General features: G+C 69.7%; 21 protein-coding genes. 12 read left to right on the top strand and 9 right to left on the bottom strand.

All coding sequences use genetic code 11. The annotated features are described in order from the left end of the window. Positions 1 to 8 precede the first annotated feature (8 nt). A complete protein-coding gene (locus tag Q9S78_RS09385) occupies positions 9 to 737 on the top strand; it encodes an FHA domain-containing protein (RefSeq protein ID WP_018188407.1) in 729 nt (242 codons plus the stop codon). 61 nt (positions 738 to 798) lie between these two features. Continuing rightward, positions 799 to 4,671, top strand: coding sequence for an ATP-dependent RNA helicase HrpA (gene hrpA / locus Q9S78_RS09380; RefSeq protein WP_311870071.1), 3,873 nt, complete (start codon positions 799 to 801; stop codon positions 4,669 to 4,671). Between the two features lies 1 nt (position 4,672). Here hrpA and Q9S78_RS09375 read toward each other — a convergent pair whose 3' ends face one another. Further along, complete coding sequence (locus tag Q9S78_RS09375) at positions 4,673 to 6,016, bottom strand: M20/M25/M40 family metallo-hydrolase (protein ID WP_311870070.1); 1,344 nt, start codon at positions 6,014 to 6,016, stop codon at positions 4,673 to 4,675. A 48-nt stretch (positions 6,017 to 6,064) separates the two neighbouring features. Between Q9S78_RS09375 and Q9S78_RS09370 the strand changes: the two genes are divergently transcribed. After that, positions 6,065 to 7,045: a Gfo/Idh/MocA family protein gene (locus Q9S78_RS09370; protein ID WP_311870069.1), complete on the top strand. Its 981-nt coding sequence runs from the start codon at positions 6,065 to 6,067 to the stop codon at positions 7,043 to 7,045. 6 nt (positions 7,046 to 7,051) lie between these two features. Here Q9S78_RS09370 and Q9S78_RS09365 read toward each other — a convergent pair whose 3' ends face one another. The 7 genes from Q9S78_RS09365 to Q9S78_RS09335 all read right to left on the bottom strand — a co-directional run bounded on the left by Q9S78_RS09365 (position 7,052) and on the right by Q9S78_RS09335 (position 13,564). Then, positions 7,052 to 7,414, bottom strand: coding sequence for a PLD nuclease N-terminal domain-containing protein (locus tag Q9S78_RS09365; protein ID WP_020097006.1), 363 nt, complete (start codon positions 7,412 to 7,414; stop codon positions 7,052 to 7,054). A gap of 91 nt (positions 7,415 to 7,505) precedes the next feature. After that, positions 7,506 to 7,646, bottom strand: coding sequence for a hypothetical protein (locus Q9S78_RS09360; RefSeq protein WP_018188412.1), 141 nt, complete (start codon positions 7,644 to 7,646; stop codon positions 7,506 to 7,508). Between the two features lies 1 nt (position 7,647). Further along, complete coding sequence (gene mmsB / locus Q9S78_RS09355) at positions 7,648 to 8,880, bottom strand: multiple monosaccharide ABC transporter permease (RefSeq protein ID WP_018188413.1); 1,233 nt, start codon at positions 8,878 to 8,880, stop codon at positions 7,648 to 7,650. A 17-nt stretch (positions 8,881 to 8,897) separates the two neighbouring features. Beyond that, positions 8,898 to 10,427: a multiple monosaccharide ABC transporter ATP-binding protein gene (gene mmsA, locus Q9S78_RS09350; protein WP_018188414.1), complete on the bottom strand. Its 1,530-nt coding sequence runs from the start codon at positions 10,425 to 10,427 to the stop codon at positions 8,898 to 8,900. A gap of 87 nt (positions 10,428 to 10,514) precedes the next feature. Next, positions 10,515 to 11,639 carry a multiple monosaccharide ABC transporter substrate-binding protein gene (gene chvE, locus Q9S78_RS09345; protein WP_018188415.1) on the bottom strand — a complete coding sequence of 375 codons (1,125 nt, stop codon included), beginning with the start codon at positions 11,637 to 11,639 and terminating at the stop codon, positions 10,515 to 10,517. Positions 11,640 to 11,734: 95 nt separating this feature from the next. Beyond that, entirely contained in the window at positions 11,735 to 12,427 is a 693-nt protein-coding gene (locus tag Q9S78_RS09340) for a class II aldolase/adducin family protein (protein ID WP_311870068.1), read from the bottom strand. Between the two features lie 126 nt (positions 12,428 to 12,553). After that, a complete protein-coding gene (locus tag Q9S78_RS09335; protein ID WP_018188417.1) occupies positions 12,554 to 13,564 on the bottom strand; it encodes a LacI family DNA-binding transcriptional regulator in 1,011 nt (336 codons plus the stop codon). A 105-nt stretch (positions 13,565 to 13,669) separates the two neighbouring features. On the opposite strand from Q9S78_RS09335, the gene Q9S78_RS09330 reads away from it, so the two are divergent. The 9 genes from Q9S78_RS09330 to Q9S78_RS09290 all read left to right on the top strand — a co-directional run bounded on the left by Q9S78_RS09330 (position 13,670) and on the right by Q9S78_RS09290 (position 22,759). Continuing rightward, a complete protein-coding gene (locus Q9S78_RS09330; RefSeq protein WP_311870067.1) occupies positions 13,670 to 14,182 on the top strand; it encodes a hypothetical protein in 513 nt (170 codons plus the stop codon). Positions 14,183 to 14,192: 10 nt separating this feature from the next. Next, positions 14,193 to 15,056: an NYN domain-containing protein gene (locus Q9S78_RS09325; protein WP_018188419.1), complete on the top strand. Its 864-nt coding sequence runs from the start codon at positions 14,193 to 14,195 to the stop codon at positions 15,054 to 15,056. Between the two features lie 46 nt (positions 15,057 to 15,102). Next, positions 15,103 to 16,284, top strand: coding sequence for an ROK family transcriptional regulator (locus Q9S78_RS09320; RefSeq protein WP_311857185.1), 1,182 nt, complete (start codon positions 15,103 to 15,105; stop codon positions 16,282 to 16,284). Then, a complete protein-coding gene (locus Q9S78_RS09315; RefSeq protein ID WP_311857186.1) occupies positions 16,281 to 17,333 on the top strand; it encodes a substrate-binding domain-containing protein in 1,053 nt (350 codons plus the stop codon). Before Q9S78_RS09320 ends, Q9S78_RS09315 begins: the two co-directional genes overlap by 4 nt. A gap of 11 nt (positions 17,334 to 17,344) precedes the next feature. Then, positions 17,345 to 18,184 (top strand): ATP-binding cassette domain-containing protein, encoded by an 840-nt coding sequence (locus tag Q9S78_RS09310; protein WP_020097000.1) that lies wholly within the window; start codon positions 17,345 to 17,347, stop codon positions 18,182 to 18,184. Further along, on the top strand, positions 18,181 to 19,368 hold the full coding sequence (locus Q9S78_RS09305) for an ABC transporter permease subunit (RefSeq protein WP_311870066.1): 1,188 nt from the start codon (positions 18,181 to 18,183) through the stop codon (positions 19,366 to 19,368). The genes Q9S78_RS09310 and Q9S78_RS09305 overlap by 4 nt, the downstream gene beginning before the upstream one ends. Before the next feature lie 161 nt (positions 19,369 to 19,529). Beyond that, complete coding sequence (locus Q9S78_RS09300; protein WP_018188424.1) at positions 19,530 to 20,618, top strand: sugar ABC transporter substrate-binding protein; 1,089 nt, start codon at positions 19,530 to 19,532, stop codon at positions 20,616 to 20,618. 87 nt (positions 20,619 to 20,705) lie between these two features. Continuing rightward, a complete protein-coding gene (locus Q9S78_RS09295) occupies positions 20,706 to 21,494 on the top strand; it encodes an ATP-binding cassette domain-containing protein (protein WP_018188425.1) in 789 nt (262 codons plus the stop codon). Next, positions 21,491 to 22,759 carry a sugar ABC transporter permease gene (locus Q9S78_RS09290; RefSeq protein WP_018188426.1) on the top strand — a complete coding sequence of 423 codons (1,269 nt, stop codon included), beginning with the start codon at positions 21,491 to 21,493 and terminating at the stop codon, positions 22,757 to 22,759. The genes Q9S78_RS09295 and Q9S78_RS09290 overlap by 4 nt, the downstream gene beginning before the upstream one ends. Before the next feature lie 65 nt (positions 22,760 to 22,824). Here Q9S78_RS09290 and Q9S78_RS09285 read toward each other — a convergent pair whose 3' ends face one another. After that, positions 22,825 to 23,205, bottom strand: coding sequence for a DoxX family protein (locus tag Q9S78_RS09285; protein ID WP_311870065.1), 381 nt, complete (start codon positions 23,203 to 23,205; stop codon positions 22,825 to 22,827). Positions 23,206 to 23,220 lie beyond the last annotated feature (15 nt).

Below are 23,220 nucleotides of genomic sequence, written 5' to 3'. Positions count from 1 at the left end.
ACATAGAGATGACGGCCGAGACCGACGCCGCCGAGCTCGGCATCGAGTTCTGCGGCGAATGGTTCCACCCGACGCCCGGAGAGACCTTCTCGATCGGACGGGACGCCGACCTCGTCATCGACACGAACCCGTACCTGCACCGTCGCCTGCTCGAGATCGAGTCCTCGCAGGGCATGTGGTGGCTCACGAACACGGGCCGGTCGATCTCGGTGGCCCTCGCGACCTCGGATGGGGCGTACCAGGCGATGCTCGGACCGGGGACGCGCGTGCCGCTCGTCTTCCCCGAACTCGTCGTCATGTTCACCGCCGGCGCGTTCACGTACGAGTTCACGATCCGCAACGGCGCCGCGCGCTTCACGGGTCGCGCGGTGGAGCTGGACGGCGACAGCACGGACGGCGGGACGACGATCGGTGCGGTCCCCCTCACGGCCACCCAGCGCCTGCTTCTGATCGCCCTCTGCGAGCCGATCCTGCGCGGCGGGATGATGGGCTCGAGTCAGATCCCGACCTCCGCGAAGGCGGCGGAGCGGCTCGGCTGGCCGCTGACGACCTTCAACCGCAAGCTCGACAACGTGTGCGACAAGTTCGATCGCGAGGGAGTGCAGGGGCTCCGCGGCGGCGCCGGGAAGCTCGCCACCAACCGCCGCGCGCGCCTGGTCGAGCACGCGGTGCTCTCACGTCTCGTGACGGCAGCGGACCTGCCGCTGCTCGACGAACCGCAGAACTCCGACCGCTGAGCCGCACCGCCGGCGGGCCGGGCGACCGGAGGCATCCGCCCGCGCGATACCATCGAAGGCTGTGTCCGCACCCGCCCCCGTCATCTCGTATCCCCCGGAGCTGCCCGTCAGCGCCGCGCGGGACGAGATCTCGCGCGCCATCGCGGAGAACCAGGTCGTCATCGTCGCCGGTGCCACCGGCTCGGGCAAGACCACCCAGCTGCCCAAGATGTGCCTCGAACTCGGCCGCACCCGCATCGCGCACACCCAGCCCCGCCGCATCGCGGCCCGGTCGATCGCCGAGCGTCTCGCGCACGAGGTGCAGGTGCCCCTCGGCGGCGCGATCGGCTACAAGGTCCGATTCACCGACGAGGTGACCGAGGCCACGCAGGTCACGCTGATGACCGACGGCATCCTGCTCAATGAGATCCACCGCGACCGACTGCTCCGCCGCTACGACACGATCATCGTCGACGAGGCGCACGAGCGGTCGCTGAACGTCGACTTCCTGCTCGGCTACCTCGCCCGCATCCTGCCCGAGCGTCCCGACCTCAAGGTGATCATCACCTCGGCGACGATCGACCCCGAGAGCTTCGCCGCCCACTTCGCGGCGACAGGCCCGAACGGCGAGCGCGTCCCCGCCCCGATCATCGAGGTCTCCGGCCGCACGTACCCCGTCGAGATCCGCTACCGCGCGCACGACGAGGAGTCCGAGGACGACGTCGACGGCCTGCTCGCCGCCCTCCGCGAACTCGACCGGGAGCCCGACGGCGACGTCCTCGTCTTCCTCCCCGGCGAGGCCGAGATCCGCGACGCGATGGATGCCGTCCGCGGCCTCTACGCGAAGGACGCCCGCCCCACCGAGGTGCTGCCGCTGTTCGGCCGACTCTCCTCCGCCGAGCAGCACCGCGTGTTCGAGCCGTCCGCTGTCGCCGGGGTGAGGCGCCGGATCATCCTCGCCACGAACGTCGCCGAGACGAGCCTCACGGTCCCCGGCATCCGCTACGTCGTCGACACCGGCACGGCGCGCATCTCCCGCTACGGCGTGCGCTCGAAGATCCAGCGGCTGCCGATCGAAGCGATCTCGCAGGCCTCGGCGCAGCAGCGCTCCGGGCGCGCCGGTCGCACGTCGGCGGGCATCGCGATCCGTCTGTACGGCGAGGACGACTTCACCGCGCGCCCCGAGTTCACCGAGCCCGAGATCCTCCGCACCTCGCTCGCCTCGGTCATCCTGCAGATGCTGTCGCTCGGCTTCGGCGACGTCACCGAGTTCCCGTTCCTCACGAAGCCCGACAGCCGCGGCGTGAAGGCGGCCGTCGAGCTGCTCACCGAGCTCCGCGCCGTGGGCGGGCGCACCGGCGCCCTGCGCCTGACGAGCCTCGGCCGCCGCATCGCGCGCCTGCCGATCGATCCGCGGTTCGCGCGGATGCTGCTCGAGGCCGAGAAGCTGGGCGTCTCGCGCGACCTGCTCGCGATCGTGTCGGGACTGTCGATCCAGGACGTCCGCGAGCGTCCCGAGGAGCGCCGCGAGGAGGCCGACCGTCTGCACGTGCGCTTCGTCGACCCGACGAGCGACTTCCTCACCCTGCTGAACCTCTGGAACCACCTGCGCGAGCAGCAGCGAGAGCTCGGCTCGAGCGCCTTCCGGCGCCTGTGCCGCAGCGAGCACCTCAACTACGTCCGCGTCCGCGAGTGGTTCGACGTGCACCGTCAGCTCTCGACGCTCTCCCGTTCCGGTTCGCCGAAGGATGCCCCTCGTCAGGCGTCGGGAGCCGCCGACCCGGATGCGCTGCACCGCGCGATCCTGTCGGGACTCCTCTCGCACATCGGCATCCTCGACACCCGCTCGGTCACGACCGACCCCGCGAAGAAGAACGCGCGGAAGCCCCTGCCGCAGTACCGCGGCGCCCGCGGCGCGTCGTTCGCGGTGTTCCCCGGGTCGGGTCTGCGCAAGGCCTCCCCCGACGCCGTCATGGCCGCCGAGCTCGTCGAGACGTCGCGCTTGTTCGGTCGCACCGTCGCTGCGATCGACCCCGCCTGGGCGGAGGATCTCGCCGGCGACCTCGCGAACCGCAGTCTGAGCGACCCGCACTGGTCGAAGGATGCCGGCGCTGCCGTCGCGGCCGAGAAGGTGACTCTCTTCGGTGTCGAGATCATCCCGCGCCGCCGGGTGCAGCTAGCCCGACGGGATCGCGACCTGGCGCGGGAGCTGTTCCTGCGTCACGCCCTCGTCGAGGGCGAGTGGAACAGTCAGCACCTCGACAAGCGCCTCACCGCGTTCGAGCGACGCAACGGCGAGCTCCGCCGTCAGCTCGAGCGCATCGAGGAGCGGGAGCGACGCCGCGACATCCTCGTCGGCGACGAGGCCGTGTACGCCTTCTACGACGCGCGCGTGCCGCACGACGTGTTCGACGTGCGCTCGTTCGAGACATGGTGGCGCGAGACGCAGCCCGCCACCCCGAAGCTGCTCGACATGACCGAGGCCGACCTGCTCGGCGAGTCCGCTCGGACCGACGAGCGCGACTTCCCGACGCGCTGGCGTCAGGGCGACCAGGTGCTCTCGCTCGCCTACCGCTTCGAGCCCGGCGCCCCCGACGACGGCGTCAGCGTCGTCGTCCCGCTCGCCCTGCTCGCACAGCTGCGCCCCGACGGCTTCGACTGGCAGGTCCCCGGTATGCGGGACGAGCTCGTCACCGGCCTCATCAAGGCGCTCCCCAAAGCGATCCGCAGGCACGTCGTCCCCGCCGCCGACTGGGCCACCACCCTCGGCGACGAGCTGCGCGGATCTGGCCCCGAGGACACCGACGGGCTCCCGGCATCCACTCTCCGCGCAGCCCTCGCCGCACGCATCCAGCGCATCGCGCATCAGCCGGTCACCGAGCGCGACTTCGACCTCGAGAGGGTGCCCGCCCACCTGGGCGTCTCGTTCCGCGCCGTCGACCAGCGCGGACGCACCGTCGGGTCGTCCCGCGACCTGCGCGAGCTGCAGGACCGACTCGCCGGCCGTGCCCGCGAGTCGGTCGCCCGCTCGCTCGCGCCGAAGCGCGGGCCGCAGCCGGCGGCATCCCCGACCGCGGCCGTCGCCGCCGCGAGCGCTCCGATCGAGCGCACCGGCATCACGACGTGGGACGTCGGGGACCTCCCCGAGGTCGTCGACACGAAGGTCGCCGGCGGTGTCGTCCGCGGCTACCCGGCCCTCGTCGACGCGAAGGACGGGGTGTCGCTGCGCATCGAGGCGACCGCCGAACGCGCCGCCGAGCTCACCCGCGCGGGCGCCCGGCGTCTGCTGCTGCTCGCTGTGCCCTCTCCCACCGCGTACGTCATGGACCACCTGACGGCGCCCGAAAAGCTCGCCCTGGCAGCATCGCCGTATCCGTCCGCCAAGGCGCTCATCGAGGATGCGCGGGTCGCCGTCGCCGACGCCGTCATGGGCGACGCGGTCATCCGTACCGAGGCTGCGTTCACCGCCGCCCGCGACGCGTTCTCCGCTCGGGTCGTCGACGAACTGTTCCAGACCGTGTCGCTGGCCGCCCGCATCCTCACCCTCCAGCGCGACGTCGAGCGCGCGGTGAAGAACCAGAACTCCATGACCCTGCTCGCCGCACTCGGCGACGTGAAGAGCCAGCTGGCCGGTCTCATCCACCCCGGGTTCCTCTCGCGCACCGGAACCACGCGCCTCGCGCACCTGCCCCGCTACCTGCAGGGTGCGAAGGAGCGCGTGGACGGACTCGCGGACAACCCGGGCCGCGACCGGCAGCGGATGACCGAGTACGAGCGCGCCGCCGTCCTGTTCGCGGATGCCGGGGGCACCCTCCCGCTGCCGGCCGGCGCGCCCGCACGCCTCGAGCACGCCCGCTGGCTGCTCGAGGAGTTCCGGGTGAGCCTGTTCGCCCAGCGCTTCGGCACCGCCGAGCCCGTGTCGCTGCAGCGGATCTCGAAGGCGCTGGCGGGCTGAGTCAGCTCTTCCGCAGCAGGTCGCGGTAGAACCCGATCCCTCGCAACCACGAGCCCACGCGGATCCGCTCGTCGTGCGAGTGCAGCGCCTCGCGTTCGCCGCGAGTGAGGTGGAACGGCGTGAAGCGGTACACGTGGTCGCTGATCGCCGTGAACCACCGGCTGTCGCTCGCGCCGAGCTGGATGTAGGGCGTGGGGAGGACGTCGTCGCCGAGCGCCGAGAGGGTCGCGGCGACCAGCCGATCCCATGCGGGACCCGACCACGGCGACACCGGCGACGGATCGGATGCCGAGACCACCTCCACCTCGATCAGCGGATCGCCGAGGACCCGGCGGATGCGGGCTTCCGCCGAGGCTGCGGTGTCGCCCGGGAGCAGGCGCACGTTGACGCTCGCCCGCGCCGACGTCGCGAGGACGTTCGCCCCCGTCGCCCCGGAGAGCTCGGTCACGACGGCGGTGGTCCGCACCAGCGCGTTCAGCTCGGGTCCGAGACGCGGGAACACCTTCACGAGCAGCCGCCCGGTCAGCCCGATGCTCGCGAACACACGGCGGAGGGGCCCTGTCGTGTGCGGCGCGACCGTCTCGAACATCGCCCGCACCGGCGGCACGAGCCGCGTCGGGAAGGGACGGCGGTGCAGGCGCAGCACGGCCCGCGCGAGTCGCGCGGTCGCGGGATCGCGGGGCGGCGTCGAGGCGTGACCGCCGAGCTCGCGGGCGGTGAGGTGCACGGTCATCACGCCGCGCTCGGCGACGCCGATGACGGCGGTCGGGACGGTCACTCCCGGCAGGGCTCCCTCCACGACGGCGCCGCCCTCGTCCAGGACGAGCGAGGGGCGGATGCCGCGGTCCCGCAGCACCTCGACGATCGCCTGCGCACCGTCGCCCGCGACCTCCTCGTTGTGCCCGAAGGCGAGGTAGACGTCGCGTTCGGGTGCGAACCCCTCGGCGACGAGGGACTCGACGGCTTCGAGGACGGCCACGAGCGAGCCCTTGTCGTCGACGGCCCCGCGGGCGTGGACCTCGGCCGCGTCGCCGGACCCGACGACCTCCGCCGCGAACGGGTCGTGCGTCCACTCCGCCGGGACGACGGGGACGACGTCGATGTGCGCCATGAGGACGAGCGGGGATGCCGCATCCCTCCCGCGCCAGCGGTACAGCAAGGAGTACTCGGCGACGACCTCGCGCTCGAGCGACGCGTGCAGGTGCGGATAGAGCCGCGCGACGGTGTCGTGGAAGTGCAGGAACGCCGTGCCGTCGGCATCCGGGGCATCGGGGTCGAGCGACACCGTCGGGATCCGCAGGAGCTCGCGGAAGCGGTCGAGGGCGGCGTCGGGAGTCGTGACCACGAGTCGACTCTAGGTCGGGTGGACGCCAGCCGCCGATAGGCTCGGGACATGACCGCACTTCGATGGGGAATCCTGGCCACCGGTGGCATCGCGCACGCCTTCACCGCCGACCTGAAGACAGCCGGCCTGACGGTCACCGCCGTGGGCTCGCGCCGCACGGAGTCGGCGCAGGAGTTCGCCGCGCAGTACGGCATCCCCCGCTCCTACGGGTCGTACGACGAGCTCGTCGCCGACCCCGAGGTCGACATCGTGTACATCGCGACGCCGCACAGTCACCACCTCGCGTGCGCGGCCCTCGCCCTCGAACACGGCAAGCACGTGCTCATCGAGAAGCCCCTCACCCTCGACGCCGACCAGGCCGTCGCGATCCGCGATCTCGCCGCCGATCACGGCCTGCTGGCGATGGAGGCGATGTGGACGCGGTACCTGCCCCACATGGTGCGCCTGCGAGAGGTCCTCGCCGCCGACGTCATCGGCGAGGTGCGGGTCCTCAGCGCCGACCACACGCAGAACCTCCCCACCGACCCCGATCACCGGCTCAACGATCTCGCCCTCGGCGGCGGTGCACTCCTCGATCTCGGGATCTACCCCGTCTCCTTCGCTTGGGACGTCCTCGGTGCGCCCGCCGAGGTCCTCGCGACGGCGCAGCTGGGTGAGACGGGCGCCGACACCGATGTGGCGATCGCCGTGCGTCACGCCGCGGGCGGGGTGTCCTCGCTCCTCACGTCCATGCGGGGTGCCGGCGCCAACGCCGCGCAGATCGTCGGGACGAAGGGTCGCATCGAGATCGACGGCGTCTTCTACGCACCGACGTCCTTCCGCGTCTTCGATGTCGACGGCGCACTCGTCGAGGAGTTCCGCACCGAGATCGACGGTCGCGGCATGCAGTTCCAGGCCCTCTACGCCGAACGACTCATCGCCGAGGGGCGCACCGACAGCGACCTGCTGCCGATCGACGAGAGCATCGCCATCATGGGCACCCTCGACGAGATCCGACGTCAGATCGGCGTCGTCTACCCGCGTAGCTGACGCGGATCAGGCCGGGTCGCCGAGCTCCCGGCGACGTCGGGCGAGTTCGGCGCGCAACCGCTCCTCCTCGATCTCGCGTTCCAGGTCGGCGAGCTGCTGCTCGGTCGACCGGGCGTCGTGCGCGCCCGTCGGCGCTGCAGGGGGTTCGGTCGCCCACGGCGCGAACTGCGGCGCCCGGCGCACCTCGCGCTGCGGGTACTCGCGCCCGATCGCGAACCACAGCACGGTTCCGAGGAACGGCAGCAGGATGACGACGAACAGCCACACCGTCTTCGGCATGTGCTTCACGAGGCTCTGGTCCCGCGTGATGATGTCGACGAGCGCGAAGATCATCCCCGCCAGGACGAGGAGCGAGATCACGAAAGGCATGGGCCAGAGTCTATGAGCGGGCGGTGAGACGCCGCATCCCCTCTTCCACGAGGGAGAGAGGGGATGCGGGTCGACAATCCGAACGGATGGATCAGCCGGTGGTCAGCGCACCGATCAGGCCGCTGACAACCATGTAGATCCCGACGGCGCCGCCGCAGATCCACATCGTGATGCGCGCCGTCGTGACGCGGGGCCGCTCGAGGTCGGACGCGGTGTTCGACGTCTTCGCCATGTCAGTGACCGGCCCGTCGCTTGTTGTAGACATCGAAGGCGACGGCGAACAGCAGCACGAGTCCCTTGACCGCCTGCTGCCAGTCGATGCCGATGCCCATGATCGACATGCCGTTGTTCAGGACACCGATGATGAGGCCACCGATGATGGCACCGCCGATGGTGCCGATACCGCCCTGCACCGCCGCGCCGCCGATGAAGGCGGCCGAGATGGCCTCGAGCTCGAAGCCCTCGCCCGCCTTGGGGCCGGCGAGGTTCAGTCGCGCCGTGAAGATGAGACCGGCGAGAGCGGCGAGGACGCCCATGTTGACGAACAGCCAGAAGTCCACGCGCCGCGTCTTGATGCCCGAGAGCTCCGCCGCGTGACGGTTGCCGCCGATGGCGTAGATGTGGCGGCCGAAGACGCTGCGGTTCATGACGATGCCGTAGACGAGGACGAGGACCGCCAGCACGATGAGCGTGACGGGGATGCCCTTGTACGAGGCGAGGGCGAACGTGAACCAACCGATCACCACGGCGATGAGAGCGAGCTTGACGATGAACCACAGCAGCGGGTCGACGTCCTGGTCGTACTTCTGTCGTCCCAGCCGGGTGCGCACCTGCTGGACGGCGAGGGCGATGATGGCGACGCCACCGACGACGAGCGTGAACACGTCGGGGTCGGACTCGCCGAACAGACCGGAGAGGAACCCGTTACCGAGCGAACGGTACTCAGTCGGGAACGAGCCGATGTTCTGGTTTCCGAGGACGACGAGAGCAAGGCCCCGGAAGATCAGCATGCCGGCGAGGGTCACGATGAAGGCGGGGATGCCGACGTAGGCCACCCAGAATCCCTGCCAGGCGCCCACGAGGGCGCCGATGAGCAGCGACAGGATGATCGCGACGCCCCACGGGAGTCCCATGTCGACGGCCAGGACGCCGGATACGGCGCCGATGAAGGCCGCCACGGAGCCGACGGACAGGTCGATGTGACCGGCGATGATGATCATCACCATGCCGATGGCCAGGACGAGGATGTACCCGTTCTGGACGACGAGGTTCGACAGGTTCTGCGGGCGCAGCAGGATGCCTTCGGTCGTGATCGCGAAGAGGACGACGACGGCGATCAACGCGATGAAGATGCCGTTGCGGCCGAGATCGGACAGGACCGTCGTCACCCAGCGGGTGACCCGGTTCTCGGGCGGATTGATGCCGCCGCCGGCGGCGGTTTCCGGGGTTGTGGTGGTGTTCGACATGTGTGTCTCCTGCCCCGTCAGCGGGGCTTCTCCATGGTCATGAGCTTGAGGACGTGTTCGGGGGTGGCGTCACTGATGGGCACCTCGCCGGTGATGCGACCCTCTGAGAGTGCGTACACGCGGTCCGAGATACCGAGGAGCTCAGGCAGCTCCGACGAGATCACGATGACGCCCTTGCCTGCCGCCGCGAGCTTGTTGATGATCGTGTAGATCTCGTACTTCGCTCCGACGTCGATCCCTCGCGTCGGCTCGTCGAGGATCAGCACCTCGGGATCCGAGTAGATCCACTTCGAGAGGACGACCTTCTGCTGGTTGCCGCCCGAGAGCTTCCCCGTCTTGGCGAGCACGGTCGGCGCCTTGATGTTCATGCTCTTGCGGTACTGGTTGGCGACGGCGAACTCCTCGTTGTCGTCGACCAGCCCCGCTTTCTCGAGCTTCTTCAGGGATGCCACCGAGATGTTGCGCTTGATGTCGTCGATGAGGTTCAGGCCGTAGGTCTTCCGATCCTCGGTCGCATACGCGAGGCCGTTCGCGATCGCCTCCGAGACGGTGCGCGTCCGGATCTCCTTGCCGCGCATGAAGACCTTGCCCGAGATGCGGGTGCCGTAGCTGTGGCCGAACAGGCTCATCGCGAATTCGGTGCGACCGGCGCCCATGAGGCCGGCGATCCCGACGATCTCCCCCGCACGCACCGTGATCGACACGTCGTCGACGACGACGCGGCTCGGGTCCTGCGGGTGGTGGGCCGTCCAGTTCTCGACGCGGAGCAGCTCGTCGCCGATCTGCGGTTCGTGGTCGGGGTAGCGGTGCTCGAGGTCACGGCCCACCATGTCCTTGATGATCCGGTCCTCGGTCACATCGGTCTTCGCGATCGTCTCGATCGTCTTCCCGTCGCGGATGACCGTGACGGTGTCGGCGACCTTCTTGATCTCGTTGAGCTTGTGGCTGATGATGATCGACGTGATCCCCTCCTCGCGGAGGCTGAGGATCAGTTCGAGCAGGTGGTCCGAGTCCTCGTCGTTGAGAGCGGCCGTGGGCTCGTCGAGGATGAGGAGCTTGACCTCCTTCGACAGGGCCTTGGCGATCTCGACGAGCTGCTGCTTGCCGACGCCGAGCTGGTTGACCTTCGTCGTCGGGTTCTCGCGCAGACCCACGCGCTTGAGGAGCGCGGCGGCCTGGAAGTTCGTCTGGTTCCAGTCGATCAGTCCGCCGGCGCCTCTGCGCTCGTTGTTGAGGAAGATGTTCTCGGCGATCGACAGGTACGGGCTGAGCGCCAGCTCCTGGTGGATGATGACGATGCCGCGCGCTTCGCTGTCACGCAGGTTCTTGAATTCGACGACGTCGCCGGCGTAGTGGATCTCGCCGTCGTAGGTGCCGTGGGGGTAGACGCCCGACAGGACCTTCATCAAGGTCGACTTGCCGGCGCCGTTCTCGCCGCAGATGGCGTGGATCTCGCCGCGCCCGACGGCGAAGTTGACGTTCGAGAGCGCCTTCACGCCCGGGAACGTCTTGGTGATGCCGCGCATCTCGAGGATGGTCTCGGTCACGATCTCCGACTTCCGTGGTGGGGGGATGGGATGCGTCGGCGGCGGGCGGACCCGCCGCCGACGCAGGTGGTGATCAGACGAACCGGGTCACAGACCCAGCTCAGCCTCCGTCCAGTAGCCGGTGTCGACCAGCGCGGACTTCACGTTGTCCTTGACGACGGGGACCGGCGCGAGCAGGTACGAGGGAACGACCTTCACGTCGTTGTCGTACGTCTCCTCGTCGTTGACCTCGGGCTTCTCGTCGTTCAGCACGTCGACGGCCATGCCGGCGGCGACCTTCGCGAGCTCGCGCGTGTCCTTGAAGATCGTGGCGTACTGCTCGCCGCTCAGGATCGCCTTGACCGAGTCGACCTCGGCGTCCTGGCCGGAGATGATCGGCCACTCGTCACCCACGTCGTAGCCGGCATCGGCCAGCGCCGAGATGATGCCGCGCGAGATGCCGTCGTAGGGCGACAGGACCGCGTCGACCTTCGTGCCGTCGCTGTAGTTGGCCGTGAGGATGTCCTCCATGCGGCTCTGAGCGGTCTCGCCGTCCCAGCGGAGCGTCGCGGCCTGCTCGATGGTGGTCTGGCCCGACTTCACGACGAGGGTGCCGTTGTCGATGTAGGGCTTGAGCACCTCCATTGCGCCGTTGAAGAAGAAGAACGCGTTGTTGTCGTCGAGCGATCCGGCGAACAGCTCGATGTTGAACGGTCCCTTGGGCGGGTCGGCGACCGGCTTGCCCTCGAGGTCGGTCAGGCCCAGGCCGTTCAGGACGGTCCACGCCTGCTGGTTGCCGACGAGCTGGTTGTCGAACGTCGCGTAGTAGTCGACGTTCTCGGTGCCCTTGATGAGGCGGTCGTAGGCGATGACGGGGATGTCGGCGTCGGCGGCGTTCTGCAGTGCCTCGGTGAGGGTGGTTCCGTCGATCGAGGCGACGATGAGCGCCTCGGCGCCCTTCGTGATCATGTTCTCGATCTGCGAGACCTGCGTGGGGATGTCGTCCTCGGCGTACTGGAGGTCGACCTTGTAACCCTGGTCCTCCAGCGCCTTCTTGACGGCGTTGCCGTCCTGGATCCAACGCTCGGAGCTCTTGGTCGGCATGGCGACGCCGATCAGGCCGCCGTCGCCCTTGCCGCCTTCGGAGCCGCCGCCGGTCGATGCGGTGGAGCACGCGGAGAGCGCGAGCGCGCCGGCTGCGATGCCGACGAAGATGATCCTCTTGAGTTTCACTGTGGTCCCTTTCCCTGGACTTCGGTGTCGTGGTGTTCGGTTGTGCGCATTACCCCTGGTGAGGGTCTTTCTGAGTGGCCGCGCCCGGTATCGGGCTACCGGCGGCCGTCGGTGATCGTGGACCGGCGTGCGCGAGCACGGCCGGAGAGGTCGGCGATGAGGTCCGCTCCCAGCGGCTCGGCCTCCGACGCGAGGCTCGCTGTCCGGGCGACGCCCTCCAGCACCTGGGCGAGACGCACCGCCTCGCGGGCGCTCGCCGCGACGCAGAGCGCGCCGAGCCCGGCGACGAGGATGGCCGGGGCATCCGCCTCACGGAGGGAATCGATGACCGCCGGCGCCGACACGTCCGGACCTGCGATGACGGGCACCGCGCCGCCGAACTCACGTGCCGCCTGCGCCGTCAGACACGGGATCGCGGCGCCGCGGGCGGCCCACGCCGCCGCATGGCCGGCTTCGAGGTGCACGAGGGCGACGGCGCCGGCATCCTTCAGGACAGCCGCGTACAGCTCCACGTCGTCGGGCAGGACGCCGTCGTCACCGGGGGTGCCCGGGACCGACAGTCCGTCGAGCGAGACGACCATCATGTTCTCGGGAGCGAGTTCGTCGTCGGCCAACACCGGCCGGGTCACGAAGAGGTCGGCGTCGGGGACCCGCTCGGACAGCGTCGTCGACGCGAGGCCGCGACCGGCGAGATCGACCAGGAGGGATGCCACCCGCTCGCGGATGCGCGCGACGGCGACCTCGGTCTTCACCCCGTTCACGTACCGCTCCGCGTCGTCCTTCGACACCACTTGCCCGACTCCTTCGTCTTGCGCGGTCACCGCCACCGACATCGGAGGCGGTCATGTGACCGTTCACATCGGATGACTATGCACCTCGGACCCGGGCCGTGTCAACACGACGCGCGGACGGCGTCAGACGGACGCTGCGCGCGCCGTCGAGGAACGCACGATGAGGTCCGGCGTGAGCACCGGGGCCGCTGCGGCGGCCGACCCGTCGAGCAGGAGTTCGACGCAGCGCCGGCCGAGTTCGGCGAAGTCCTGGCGCACCGTCGTCAGTGGCGGCCAGAAGTGGCCCGCCTCGGGGATGTCGTCGAAGCCGACGATGCTCACATCGCGCGGGCAGTCCAGGCCCTCGTCGCGGATGGCGTGCAGGAGCCCCAGCGCCATCTGGTCGTTCGAGGAGAAGATCGCCGTGAAGTCCCGGTAACCCAGCAGTTCGCGCCCCGCGTAGTACCCGAAGTCCGCCGTCCAATCGCCGAGGATCGGCGCCGTCGTGGCGATGTCCCAGGCGCTCATCTCCTCCAGGAAGCCGCGCATCCGCGACTCCGCCTCCATCCAGTCCTGCGGACCGGCCAGGTGGTAGATCGAGCGGTGCCCGAGCTCGATGAGGTGGCGTGTCGCCAGGCGCGCGCCCGCGATCTGGTCGACCGCGAGGGTGTGGCCGGCGTCGACGTCGGTCGACTGCAGGGTCACGTAGGGCACGCCGACCGCCTGCGCGGCCAGGGCCCGGATCACCCGGACCTGCGGGGCGATGACGACGAGCCCCTCGACGGATTGCGCCATGAGGTACGACAGCCCGTCGGGAATCGACTGGGGGTCCGTCGGGTCGATGTTGGCCGTGGACACCCAGTAGCCCCGCGCCTGCGCGGCGGCCTCGATGGCCGCGATCGATGACGCCGGACCGTATTGCGTCGACGACGCCGCCAGGATCCCGATGGTCCTCGACCTGCTGGTGACGAGCGCACGGGCCGCGGGGTTCGGGCTGTACGACAGTTCCTGCATGGCCGCGAGGACCCGATCGCGGGTCTCGGGCCGGATGCTCGGGTGGTCGTTGAGGACGCGTGAGACCGTCTGGTGCGAGACGTCCGCTCGGCGCGCGACGTCGCGGATACTCGCCCTCCGGCCGCCGGCATCGTCGCTCATCGGTCCCCCTCGGGCCATGTTCACGGTCACACGGACCGAGGCCCATTATGCACGCCGAGCCTTTCGCCGCAGCCGGACGTGCGCGCCGCACCTATGCTGACCGCTATGTCCGACGTGTCGCGCCACCTGCCGCTCAGCAATCGGGAACGCGTCGACGAAGCCGGTGTCACGGGCGATTGGCGCACCGCCCTCGCCGAGGTCGTGCGACTCGCTGCTCCCCTGGCGCGCACCGCGGATGAGCGTGTCGCGTTCCTGGGCGCCGCCGGTCTCCCCGCATCCGACGATCCGGGATTCGCCGATGTGGTCGAGGCCATCCTCGCCGGACGCCGCGTGCGCATCCGCTCCCTCGTCGCGGCGACGCGCGCCCTCCTGGAGCTCGCCGGCGACCGGCCGATCGCCCTTTCTGCGACCACCAGCGGCGCCGTCGCGCTGTATGCCGTCACGCGCATGTCTTTCGACCGGCGCGCTGCGGTCGCGGGTTCTTCGCTCCGCGCGAGCGATGACGGCTGGACACTCGGTCGTGGCACCGTCCGCTCCGCCCCCGCACGCGACATCCTCGAGTTCGTTCTGGGCCTGCGCGATCAGGTTCCCGGAACATCGGCGGCACGCGAACTGTAAGACTGGGGGGATGCCGGATTCCTCCATCCCCCGCGTCGCGGTCTACCTCGATTTCGACAACATCGTCATGAGTTGGTACGACCGGGTCCACGGTCGCAACAGCTACTCGCGGGATCGGCAACGGATCGCGGCCGACCCCGACGAGAAGGAGATCTCGGAGCGCCTGGCCGCCGCCATGATCGACGTCGGCGCGATCATGGACTACGCGGCATCCTTCGGAACCCTGGTCCTGACCCGCGCCTACGCCGACTGGTCGTCGCCGGTGAACTCGCTCTACCGCCAACAGCTGGTCGCCCGCGCGGTCGACCTCGTGCAGTTGTTCCCCGCGGCCGCCTACGCGAAGAACGGCGCCGACATCCGTCTCGCCGTCGACACCGTCGAAGACCTCTTCCGCCTCGAGGACCTCACCCACGTCGTGATCGTGGCGGGCGACAGCGACTACGTCCCGCTCGCGCAGCGGTGCAAGCGGCTCGGGCGCTTCGTCGTCGCCGTCGGCGTCGCCGGGTCCACGGCCAAATCGCTCGCGGCGGCGTGCGACCAGTTCGACGCGTACGACGCCCTCCCCGGGGTCGCGACCCCCGAGCCCGAACCCGCCCCGGAGAGCACGCCCCAGGCGGGCCGCCGTCGGCGGAAGGCCGTCGACCCCGTCGAACAGCTCCTCTCGCGCGCGCTGCGCCTCGAGCAGGTCCGTACCGACGAGGAGTGGATGCACCTGTCGGCGGTGAAGAACCTGCTCAAACGAATGGACCCGTCGTTCAGCGAGAAGTCCCTCGGCCACCGCTCGTTCTCGGACTTCGTCAAAGCGCACCCGAAGATCGCCGAGCTGGACGAGTCGACGAACATCGTCCGCGTCCGCGCCGTCGACGCCTCCTGACCCGAAGAGCCCCGCCCGCGACCACGCCGCACGGTAGGGTGGCCCCGTGGCTCGCCGGTCAACTCCGCCCGGCTCGCAGTCTTCACTGCGAGAGGCGAATCGTGCACGATTGCTCGATTCGCTCAAGCGGCATGGGCGCTTGACGCAGATCGAGCTCGCAGGCGCGACCGGGCTCTCCCCCGCGACGGTGTCGAACATCGTCAAAGAGCTCACGGCGACGGGGGTTCTGCACACCTCGTTCACCTCGCGCAGTGGTCGCCGCGCGACCCTCGTCTCGCTCGCCCGACAGGTCGGGCTCGTGGCGGGCGCGCATTTCTCCACGCGGAAGCTCCACGTCGCCATCGCCGACGCGACCCGCTCGGTCGTCGCCGAGACCTCGCTCCCCCTCGCCCCCGATCATCGACACGACGCCGAGCTGGACCGGCTCAGCCTGCTGCTCGGCGACATGGTCGAGGGTCTCGGCGGATCGCTGTCCGACCTCTTGGCGGTCGGTCTGGCGCTGCCGGCCCCCGTCGATCCCCGCACCTCGGTCATCTCCACGCCCGGTCTCCTCCCCGGCTGGGACGGTGTCGACATCGCCCGCAGCCTCTCGGCGCGCATCGGGCGTCCCGTCCATGTCGACAGCGAAGCGAACCTGGGCGCACTCGCCGAGGCCCGCGAAGGCGCCGCCCGCGGGGCATCCTCGTCCGTCTACGTGACCGTGGGGCATTCGATCAGCGCCGGTCTCCTCGTCGACGGTGAGCTCTTTCGCGGGGCCAGCGGACGCACCGGACAGATCGGTCACATGACGATCGACGAGAACGGTGGCCGCTGCCGTTGCGGCAACCGCGGCTGCCTCGAGACGGTGGCCGCCGGTCCTGCGCTCCTGGCCGGTTTCAGCGAGGCCGACGGCATCCATCGCCTCCGTGACCTCGTCACGGCCGCGGGCGACGGCGTACCCGCCGCGCAGCGCACGATCGCGGATGCCGGCCGCCACATCGGCATCGCCGCGGCGAGCCTGTGCAACCTCATCGACCCCGAGCGCATCGTCGTGGGAGGCGAGCTGGCCCGCGCGGGCGAGATCCTCCTCGCTCCGCTCCGGCACGCCTTGGAGCGCGCGATCCTCGGCGGCGGGGTGCCCGAGATCGTCGCGTCCGCCTTCGCGGAGTGGGCCGAGACGCGCGGCGCGATCGCCCTGGCCCTCGATCACGTGGCCGTCGACGCAGATCTGGTCGCGTTCCCCGCATGAGACGGTTGCTCACGGCCGTCCTGCTCGTGGCGGCGTCTGCTGCCGCACTCTCGGGCTGCGCCCTCCCCGACAACTCATCGCCGCGCACGATCATCGCGCTGCTCCTCCCCGACAAGAAGACCGCGCGCTACGAGACCTTCGATCGGCCCGTCTTCGAGAAGCGCATCGCGGAGCTCGGCGACGCGCAGGTGCTGTACACGAACGCCGATCAGGATGCCGCGAGGCAGCAGCAGCAGGCGGAGTCCGCGCTCGCCGCAGGAGCCGCCGTCCTCGTCCTCGACCCCGTCGACGGCCGGGCCGCGGCATCCATCCTCGCGGCGGCGACCGCCGAGGGCGTGCCGGTCATCTCGTACGACCGGATGATCATCGGCGGCGGGAAGCCCGCGTACTACGTGTCGTTCGACAACGAGCGTGTCGGCGAACTGCAGGCGGAGGCCCTCGTGGCAGGCCTCGAGAAGGAGGGTCGCAGCGACGGCGGCATCCTGATGGTCCACGGCGCTCCCACCGACAGCAACGCGGCGCAGTTCCGCGACGGCGCCCGCCGAGTGATCGCCGCGGCGGGTCTGCGCGTGCTCGCCGAGTACGACACCCCGGATTGGAGTCCCGACAAGGCGCAGGCGTGGGTCTCGGGTCAGCTGGCGCAGTACGGCGATGAGGTGGCCGCCGTGTACGCCGCCAACGACGGCACCGCCAGCGGTGCGATCGCCGCCCTCCGCGCCGCGGACGTCTCGCCGTTCCCCATCGTCACGGGGCAGGATGCCGAGCTCACCGCGCTCCAGCGGATCGTCGAGGGCGATCAGTACATGACCGTCTACAAGGCGATCCGCACGCAGGCCACGATCGCCGCCGACGTCGCCGTGCAGCTCGCCGCCGGCGACAAGCCCTCCGGCGACACGACGATCGACGGCATCCCGGCCACCCTGCTGACCCCCGTCGCTGTCACCGTGGACAACATCGCCTCCACTGTCGTCGCGGACGGCTTCTGGACCATCGCGGACATCTGCACCCCCACCTACGCCGAGGCCTGCGCCGCCGCAGGCCTGGAATGAGAGCACCGAGCGTGAGCGTCTCCCCCCGTCGCACCGGCGATCACGTCCTGTCGATGCGCGGCATCGACAAGCGCTTCGGCGCCGTCCGCGCCCTGAACGGTGTCGACTTCCGTGTCCGCGAGGGCGAGGTCGTCGCCCTCGTCGGCGACAACGGCGCCGGCAAGTCCACGCTCGTGAAGATCCTCGCCGGCGTCCACCCCGCCGACGCCGGGACGATCGAGCTCGACGGCGAGCTCGTGCAGCTCTCGAGCCCGGCGGACGCGCAGGACCTCGGCATCGCGACCGTGTTCCAGGACCTCGCGCTCTGCGAGAACCTCGACGTCGTCGCCAACCTGTGGCTCGGTCGGGAGCTCATCGAGCGCGGTCGCCTCGACGAGGTGGGCATGGAAGAGCGGACCTGGATGCTGCTGCGCGAACTCGCGGCGAAGGTCCCGTCGGTCCGCGTGCCGGTCTCGACGCTGTCGGGTGGCCAGCGTCAGACCGTCGCGATCGCCCGGTCGCTCATCGGGGAGCCGCGCATCGTGATCCTGGACGAACCGACCGCTGCCCTCGGCGTGGCACAGACCGCCGAGGTCCTCAACCTCATCGAGCGCTTGCGCGACCGGGGCCACGGGGTCGTCCTCATCAGCCACAACCTCACCGATGTGCTCGCCGTCGCCGACCGCATCGTGGTCCTCCGCCTCGGCCGCAACAACGGCGAGTTCGACGCCGAGACGGCGACGAGCGAAGTGCTGATCGCCGCCATCACGGGAGCCTTCGACCCGGTTCGGCCGGTCAGCCCGCCCGACGAACCCCGGGCTCCCGTCATCCCGCTCGCGGATGCCCGGCGCCGCGTGGACGGCGACCGATGAACCGGGAGGGCGGCATCCTCAGCCTCGTTCTCACCCGGGTGCGATCCGGCGACGTCGGACGGATGCCGGTGGTGCTGGCTCTCGTCGTGATCGCCGTCGTGTTCCAGGCGCTCAACCCCGTCTTCCTGACCAGCCGGAACCTCAGCGACCTGCTGATGCAGTGCGCTGCGATGGGCACGATCTCGCTCGGGATCGTCCTCATCCTCCTCATCGGCGAGATCGACCTGTCGGTCGGCTCGATGTCGGGGGTGGCGGCGGCGATCCTGACGGTGGGCGCCGTGCAGCTGCAGTGGCCCTTCGTGCTCGCGATCGGCGCCGCGGTCGCCGCCGGAGGCATCGTGGGAGCCGTCTACGGGCTCTTGCGCAGCACGCTCGGCCTGCCGAGCTTCGTCGTGACGCTCGCCGGGCTGCTCGGCCTGCTCGGCGTGCAGCTGTGGGTGCTGGGCGACGCCGGTTCGATCAACCTCCCCTTCGACTCGTGGATCGTGCAGTTCGCCCAGCAGATGTACCTCCCGCCCTGGCTGTCGTACGTGCTGTCGGCCGCGACCGCGCTGGCCTACACCGCCACGCTCCTCAGCCGGGCCCGGCGACGAGCAGCCGCGGAACTGGAGAGCACGCGCACGGTCATCATCGTGATCCGGGGCGCCCTGCTCCTCGTCGGTCTCGCCGGCGGATCCTGGTACCTCAACCTCTCGCGCGGCGTGGGACTCATGTTCGTCCTCTTCGTCGTCCTCGTCGTGGTCGCGCATCTGGCGCTGACGCGCACCCGCTGGGGCCGATCGGTGTTCGCGGTCGGCGGCTCGATCGAGGCGGCGCGACGGGCCGGCATCCGCGTCGACCGCGTCGTGGTCTCGGTGTTCGTGCTGTGCTCGGTGCTCGCGGCGACGGGCGGCATCCTCGCCGCGGCCCGGCTCGCGGCGGCCAACCAGAGCACCGGCGCGGCGGATACGAACCTCAATGCGATCGCGGCGGCCATCATCGGCGGCGCCTCGCTGTTCGGCGGACGCGGGTCGGCGTTCGCCGCGCTCCTGGGCGTCGTCGTGATCCAGGCGATCTCGTCGGGATTCACGCTCATCAACCTCAGCTCGTCGGTGCAGTACATGGTCACCGGAGCCGTGCTGGTCTTCGCCGTGGCGCTGGATGCCGTCACTCGCCGCAGCCGCCTCGGCACGGGTCGGACCTAGTCCGTACGCTCGCCGCGCAGCGCTTCCTCGGAGGGTTCGGGCCGACCGTCGACGGTGACGAAAGCGTTATGTTCACATCTTGACTTCATTTCGTGAACACATCAAGATCATCGTCAAGCGCGATGTCGCGCTCGCTCGATTTCACTGTCGAAAGGCGAACGATGAAGAAGTCCCTGTCCGTTGCCGCAGCCCTCGGGGCCGCTGCACTCCTGCTCGCCGGCTGTTCCAGCACGAGCACCCCGGCGCCCGCCGGTTCGAGCGGTGGCGCGGCTCCCGCTGAAGCCGGGCGCGCCTGCGTCATCCTTCCCGACGCCGCGTCGTCGCCGCGGTGGGAGAACTTCGACCGCAAGTACCTGGAAGAGGGCCTCACGGGCGCCGGCTTCGAGGTCGACATCCAGAACGCCGGTGGTGACACGTCGAAGTACACGACGATCGCCGACCAACAGCTCACCAAGGGCTGCGGCGTCATGATGCTCGTCGACTACAACGGCGCCGCCGTCGGCGTCGCCACCAAGGCGAAGGCTCAGGGCATCCCCGTCATCGCGTACGACCGCCCCTTCAAGGGCGCGGACTACTACGTCTCCTTCGACAACGTCGAGGTCGGCAAGCTCGAGGGGCAGACCGTCCTCGACGGCCTCAAGGCCGCGAACAAGGACCCGAAGACGGCCGCCGTCTTCTACATGGGCGGCGACCCGACCGACGGCAACGCCGCGATGTTCCTCAAGGGCGCGAAGGAGGTCATGGAAGCGGCGGGCATCAAGCCGGTCGCCGAGCCCCCGGGAGTCTGGGACGGCGCGAAGACCCAGACCAACTTCGAGCAGGCACTGACCGCGAACGGCGGCAAGGTCGACGGAGTCTGGGCCGCCAACGACACCAACGCCGACGGCGTCATCAAGGTGCTCCAGGACCGCGACCTCAAGGGTGTCGCCGTCTCGGGCCAGGACGCCAACGTGGAGGGCCTGCGCAACATCCTGACCGGATGGCAGACGGCCACCGTCTACAAGCCCGTCAAGGACGAGGCCGAGGCCGCCATCAAGGTCGCAACGGACCTCTTGAACGGGTCGACGCCGACGGCCGACCAGAAGCTCGACGACGGCACGCCGTACATCTCGGTCACGCCGCAGCTCGTCGGCCCCGACAAGGTCAAGGACGTCGTCGCCGCCGGTGACGCCTCCGCCTCGGACGTCTGCACCGGCGAGATCGCCGGCGTCAGCCTCGCCGACAAGTGCACCGAATTCGGCGTCGAGTGATCTGACGGGAGTGGGGATGCCGCGATCCGCGGCATCCCCACTCCCCTCTGTCTGCGCGACACCCCTCGACCTCCCTGGAGAACCCGCATGAGCGAACCCATCATCGAACTCCGCCGCGTCACGAAGTCCTTCGGACCGGTCAGCGTCCTCAAAGGCGTCGACCTCACGGTCCGACCCGGCATGGTGACCGCCCTCGTCGGCGACAACGGCGCCGGAAAGTCCACCCTCATCAAGGGCCTCGCCGGCGTGCAGCCCTACGACACCGGCGAGATCCTCGTCGACGGTCAGGAGCAGTCGCTCCGGACCCCCCGCGAAGCAGGCGCCCTGGGCATCGAAGTGGTCTATCAGGACCTCGCCCTCTGCGACAACCTCGACATCGTCCAGAACATGTTCCTCGGACGCGAAGAGGTCATCGGGGGCACGTTCGACGAAGGCCGCATGGAGAAGGATGCCTCGGACACGCTGCGCTCCCTGTCGGTGCGAACCGTGAAGAGCGTCCGGCAGAAGGTGTCGAGCCTCTCCGGAGGTCAGCGTCAGACGGTCGCGATCGCACGTGCCGTCCTCAAGAAGGCGCGCGTCGTCATCCTCGACGAACCCACCGCCGCCCTCGGCGTCGCGCAGACGGAGCAGGTGCTGAACCTGGTCCGGCGCCTCGCCGATCAGGGCGTCGCCGTGGTCCTCATCAGCCACAACCTGGCTGATGTCTTCGCCGTCGCCGACGACATCGCCGTGCTGTACCTCGGCCAGATGGTCGCCCAGGTCCCGACGGCCGAGTCGACCCGCGACGAGATCGTCGGCTACATCACCGGAACCAAGATCCCGCCGGGCGTTCAGCTCGTGGGCACATCCACCATCCCCGTCGGAGGCGACGCATGAGCACCAGCACCCGGACCGCGGCGGCACCCGACCCCGTCGTGAGCGACCTCATCGGCAGCGGCGTCGAAGGGGGCGTCGGCGACCAGATCAAGGCGTGGCTCCAGCGCGTGCGCGGCGGCGAAATGGGCGCCCTTCCCGCCGTCGGTGGCCTCATCCTGCTGGTGATCCTGTTCAGCACGCTGAGCCAGTACTTCTTCACCCCCATCAACTTCGCGAACCTGATGAGCCAGGCGGCATCCCTCGTCGTGCTCGGCATGGCGCTCGTGTTCGTCCTCTTGCTCGGCGAGATCGACCTGTCGGCGGGTGTCACCGGCGGAGTCGGCGTCGCCTCGTTCGTCGTTCTGAACGTGAAATTCGACATCCCGTGGCCGCCCGCCCTGGCGATCGGGTTCGTGGTGGGCCTGGCCACCGGAGCGCTGATCGGATTCCTCGTGGCGAGGATCGGCATCCCGTCATTCGTCGTGACCCTCGGTCTGTTCCTCGGCTACCAGGGCCTCGCCCTGCTCATCATCGGTGCCGGCGGTCTCTACCCGATCGAGGCGCCGGAGCTGCTGGCGCTGCAGAACGGACGCCTGCCCGTCTGGGGCGGCTGGGTGATGCTGCTGGTCATGCTGCTGATCTCGGGCGGCCTGTCGTACTGGGATCGCCGACGCCGCACCCGCGCCGGCGTGCCCAACCGTCCGATCGCCCTCGTGTGGGCCAAGCTCGCCGTGCTCGCGATCCTTGGCGGAGTGGCCGTTTTCGTGCTGAACCTCAACCGGTCGCAGTCGATCATCCCGATCGAGGGCGTGCCGATCATCGTCCCGGTGGTGCTGACGATCCTCTTCATCGGCACGTTCGTCCTCGACCGCACCCGGTTCGGCCGGTACGTCTACGCCATCGGCGGCAATGCCGAGGCGGCTCGCCGCGCCGGCATCAAGGTGCGGTGGGTGAAGTGGTGGTGCTTCGTCGCCGCCTCGGGCCTCGCCGTCGTGTCACTGCTGTTCAACCAGGCGCGCGTCGGCTCGGTCGACGGTGCCGTCGGTCGCGACATCGTCCTCTCGGGAGTGGCGGCGGCCGTCGTCGGCGGCGTGAGTCTGTTCGGTGGTCGAGGACGCCTCATCCACGCAGCGATCGGCGCTCTCGTCATCGCGGTCATCATCAACGGACTGGGGCTTCTGCAGCTCGACGCGGGGTTCAACCTCCTCGTCACGGGTGGCGTCCTGATCCTCGCCGCCACCGTCGACGCGCTGTCGCGGCTGCGGACGGGCGGGATGCGCACCTGACCCCTCGGCACGAAACGATGCCCTCGACCGTTCACCGGTCGAGGGCATCGTCGTTCGCGGCCGGATCAGTCGCGCGTGGACCAGAGCGCCCAGGCGACGAGCACAGGCTGGAACAGCAGGCGACGCCAGCGCGCGGTGTCGCTGTCCAGCCGGAAGCCGTCGCGCTTCTTGAGCGCCTGGTCGAGGTTGCCGGGGAAGATCGCGACGAAGAAGGCGGCGAGGATGACGCCGATGCGGCGCCGCTCCTTCGGGAGCACCACGAGCGCGGCGCCGAGCATCATCTCGACGGCCCCGGAGGCGACGACGACGCCGTCCCTGTCGATCGGGAGGGTGTCGGTCACAAGGTCGGGGACCTGCGCCTGGAACTCCTTGCGCGCCCAGAACAGGTGGCTGAGTCCGGCGAACACCATGGCGCCGGCGAGAGCCCAGCGAGCGATTGTCTTCATCCTCCGAGTATCCCC

The organism is Microbacterium aquilitoris, assembly GCF_031932285.1.
GTDB classification, from domain to species: Bacteria; Actinomycetota; Actinomycetes; order Actinomycetales; family Microbacteriaceae; genus Microbacterium; species Microbacterium aquilitoris.
This window is presented reverse-complemented; position numbering and strand designations above follow the sequence as displayed.

What these genes read in the sequence shown, in the direction of transcription:
- Q9S78_RS09305 (WP_311870066.1), top strand. Translation starts at nt 18,181, where the DNA reads ATGAACCGGGAGGGCGGCATCCTCAGCCTCGTTCTCACCCGGGTGCGA.
- Q9S78_RS09330 (WP_311870067.1), top strand. Translation starts at nt 13,670, where the DNA reads ATGTCCGACGTGTCGCGCCACCTGCCGCTCAGCAATCGGGAACGCGTC.
- mmsB (WP_018188413.1), bottom strand. Translation starts at nt 8,880, where the DNA reads ATGTCGAACACCACCACAACCCCGGAAACCGCCGCCGGCGGCGGCATC.
- Q9S78_RS09315 (WP_311857186.1), top strand. Translation starts at nt 16,281, where the DNA reads ATGAGACGGTTGCTCACGGCCGTCCTGCTCGTGGCGGCGTCTGCTGCC.
- Q9S78_RS09370 (WP_311870069.1), top strand. Translation starts at nt 6,065, where the DNA reads ATGACCGCACTTCGATGGGGAATCCTGGCCACCGGTGGCATCGCGCAC.
- Q9S78_RS09285 (WP_311870065.1), bottom strand. Translation starts at nt 23,205, where the DNA reads ATGAAGACAATCGCTCGCTGGGCTCTCGCCGGCGCCATGGTGTTCGCC.
- Q9S78_RS09300 (WP_018188424.1), top strand. Translation starts at nt 19,530, where the DNA reads ATGAAGAAGTCCCTGTCCGTTGCCGCAGCCCTCGGGGCCGCTGCACTC.
- Q9S78_RS09335 (WP_018188417.1), bottom strand. Translation starts at nt 13,564, where the DNA reads ATGAGCGACGATGCCGGCGGCCGGAGGGCGAGTATCCGCGACGTCGCG.
- Q9S78_RS09360 (WP_018188412.1), bottom strand. Translation starts at nt 7,646, where the DNA reads ATGGCGAAGACGTCGAACACCGCGTCCGACCTCGAGCGGCCCCGCGTC.
- Q9S78_RS09295 (WP_018188425.1), top strand. Translation starts at nt 20,706, where the DNA reads ATGAGCGAACCCATCATCGAACTCCGCCGCGTCACGAAGTCCTTCGGA.
- Q9S78_RS09385 (WP_018188407.1), top strand. Translation starts at nt 9, where the DNA reads ATGACGGCCGAGACCGACGCCGCCGAGCTCGGCATCGAGTTCTGCGGC.
- Q9S78_RS09290 (WP_018188426.1), top strand. Translation starts at nt 21,491, where the DNA reads ATGAGCACCAGCACCCGGACCGCGGCGGCACCCGACCCCGTCGTGAGC.
- Q9S78_RS09365 (WP_020097006.1), bottom strand. Translation starts at nt 7,414, where the DNA reads ATGCCTTTCGTGATCTCGCTCCTCGTCCTGGCGGGGATGATCTTCGCG.
- Q9S78_RS09325 (WP_018188419.1), top strand. Translation starts at nt 14,193, where the DNA reads ATGCCGGATTCCTCCATCCCCCGCGTCGCGGTCTACCTCGATTTCGAC.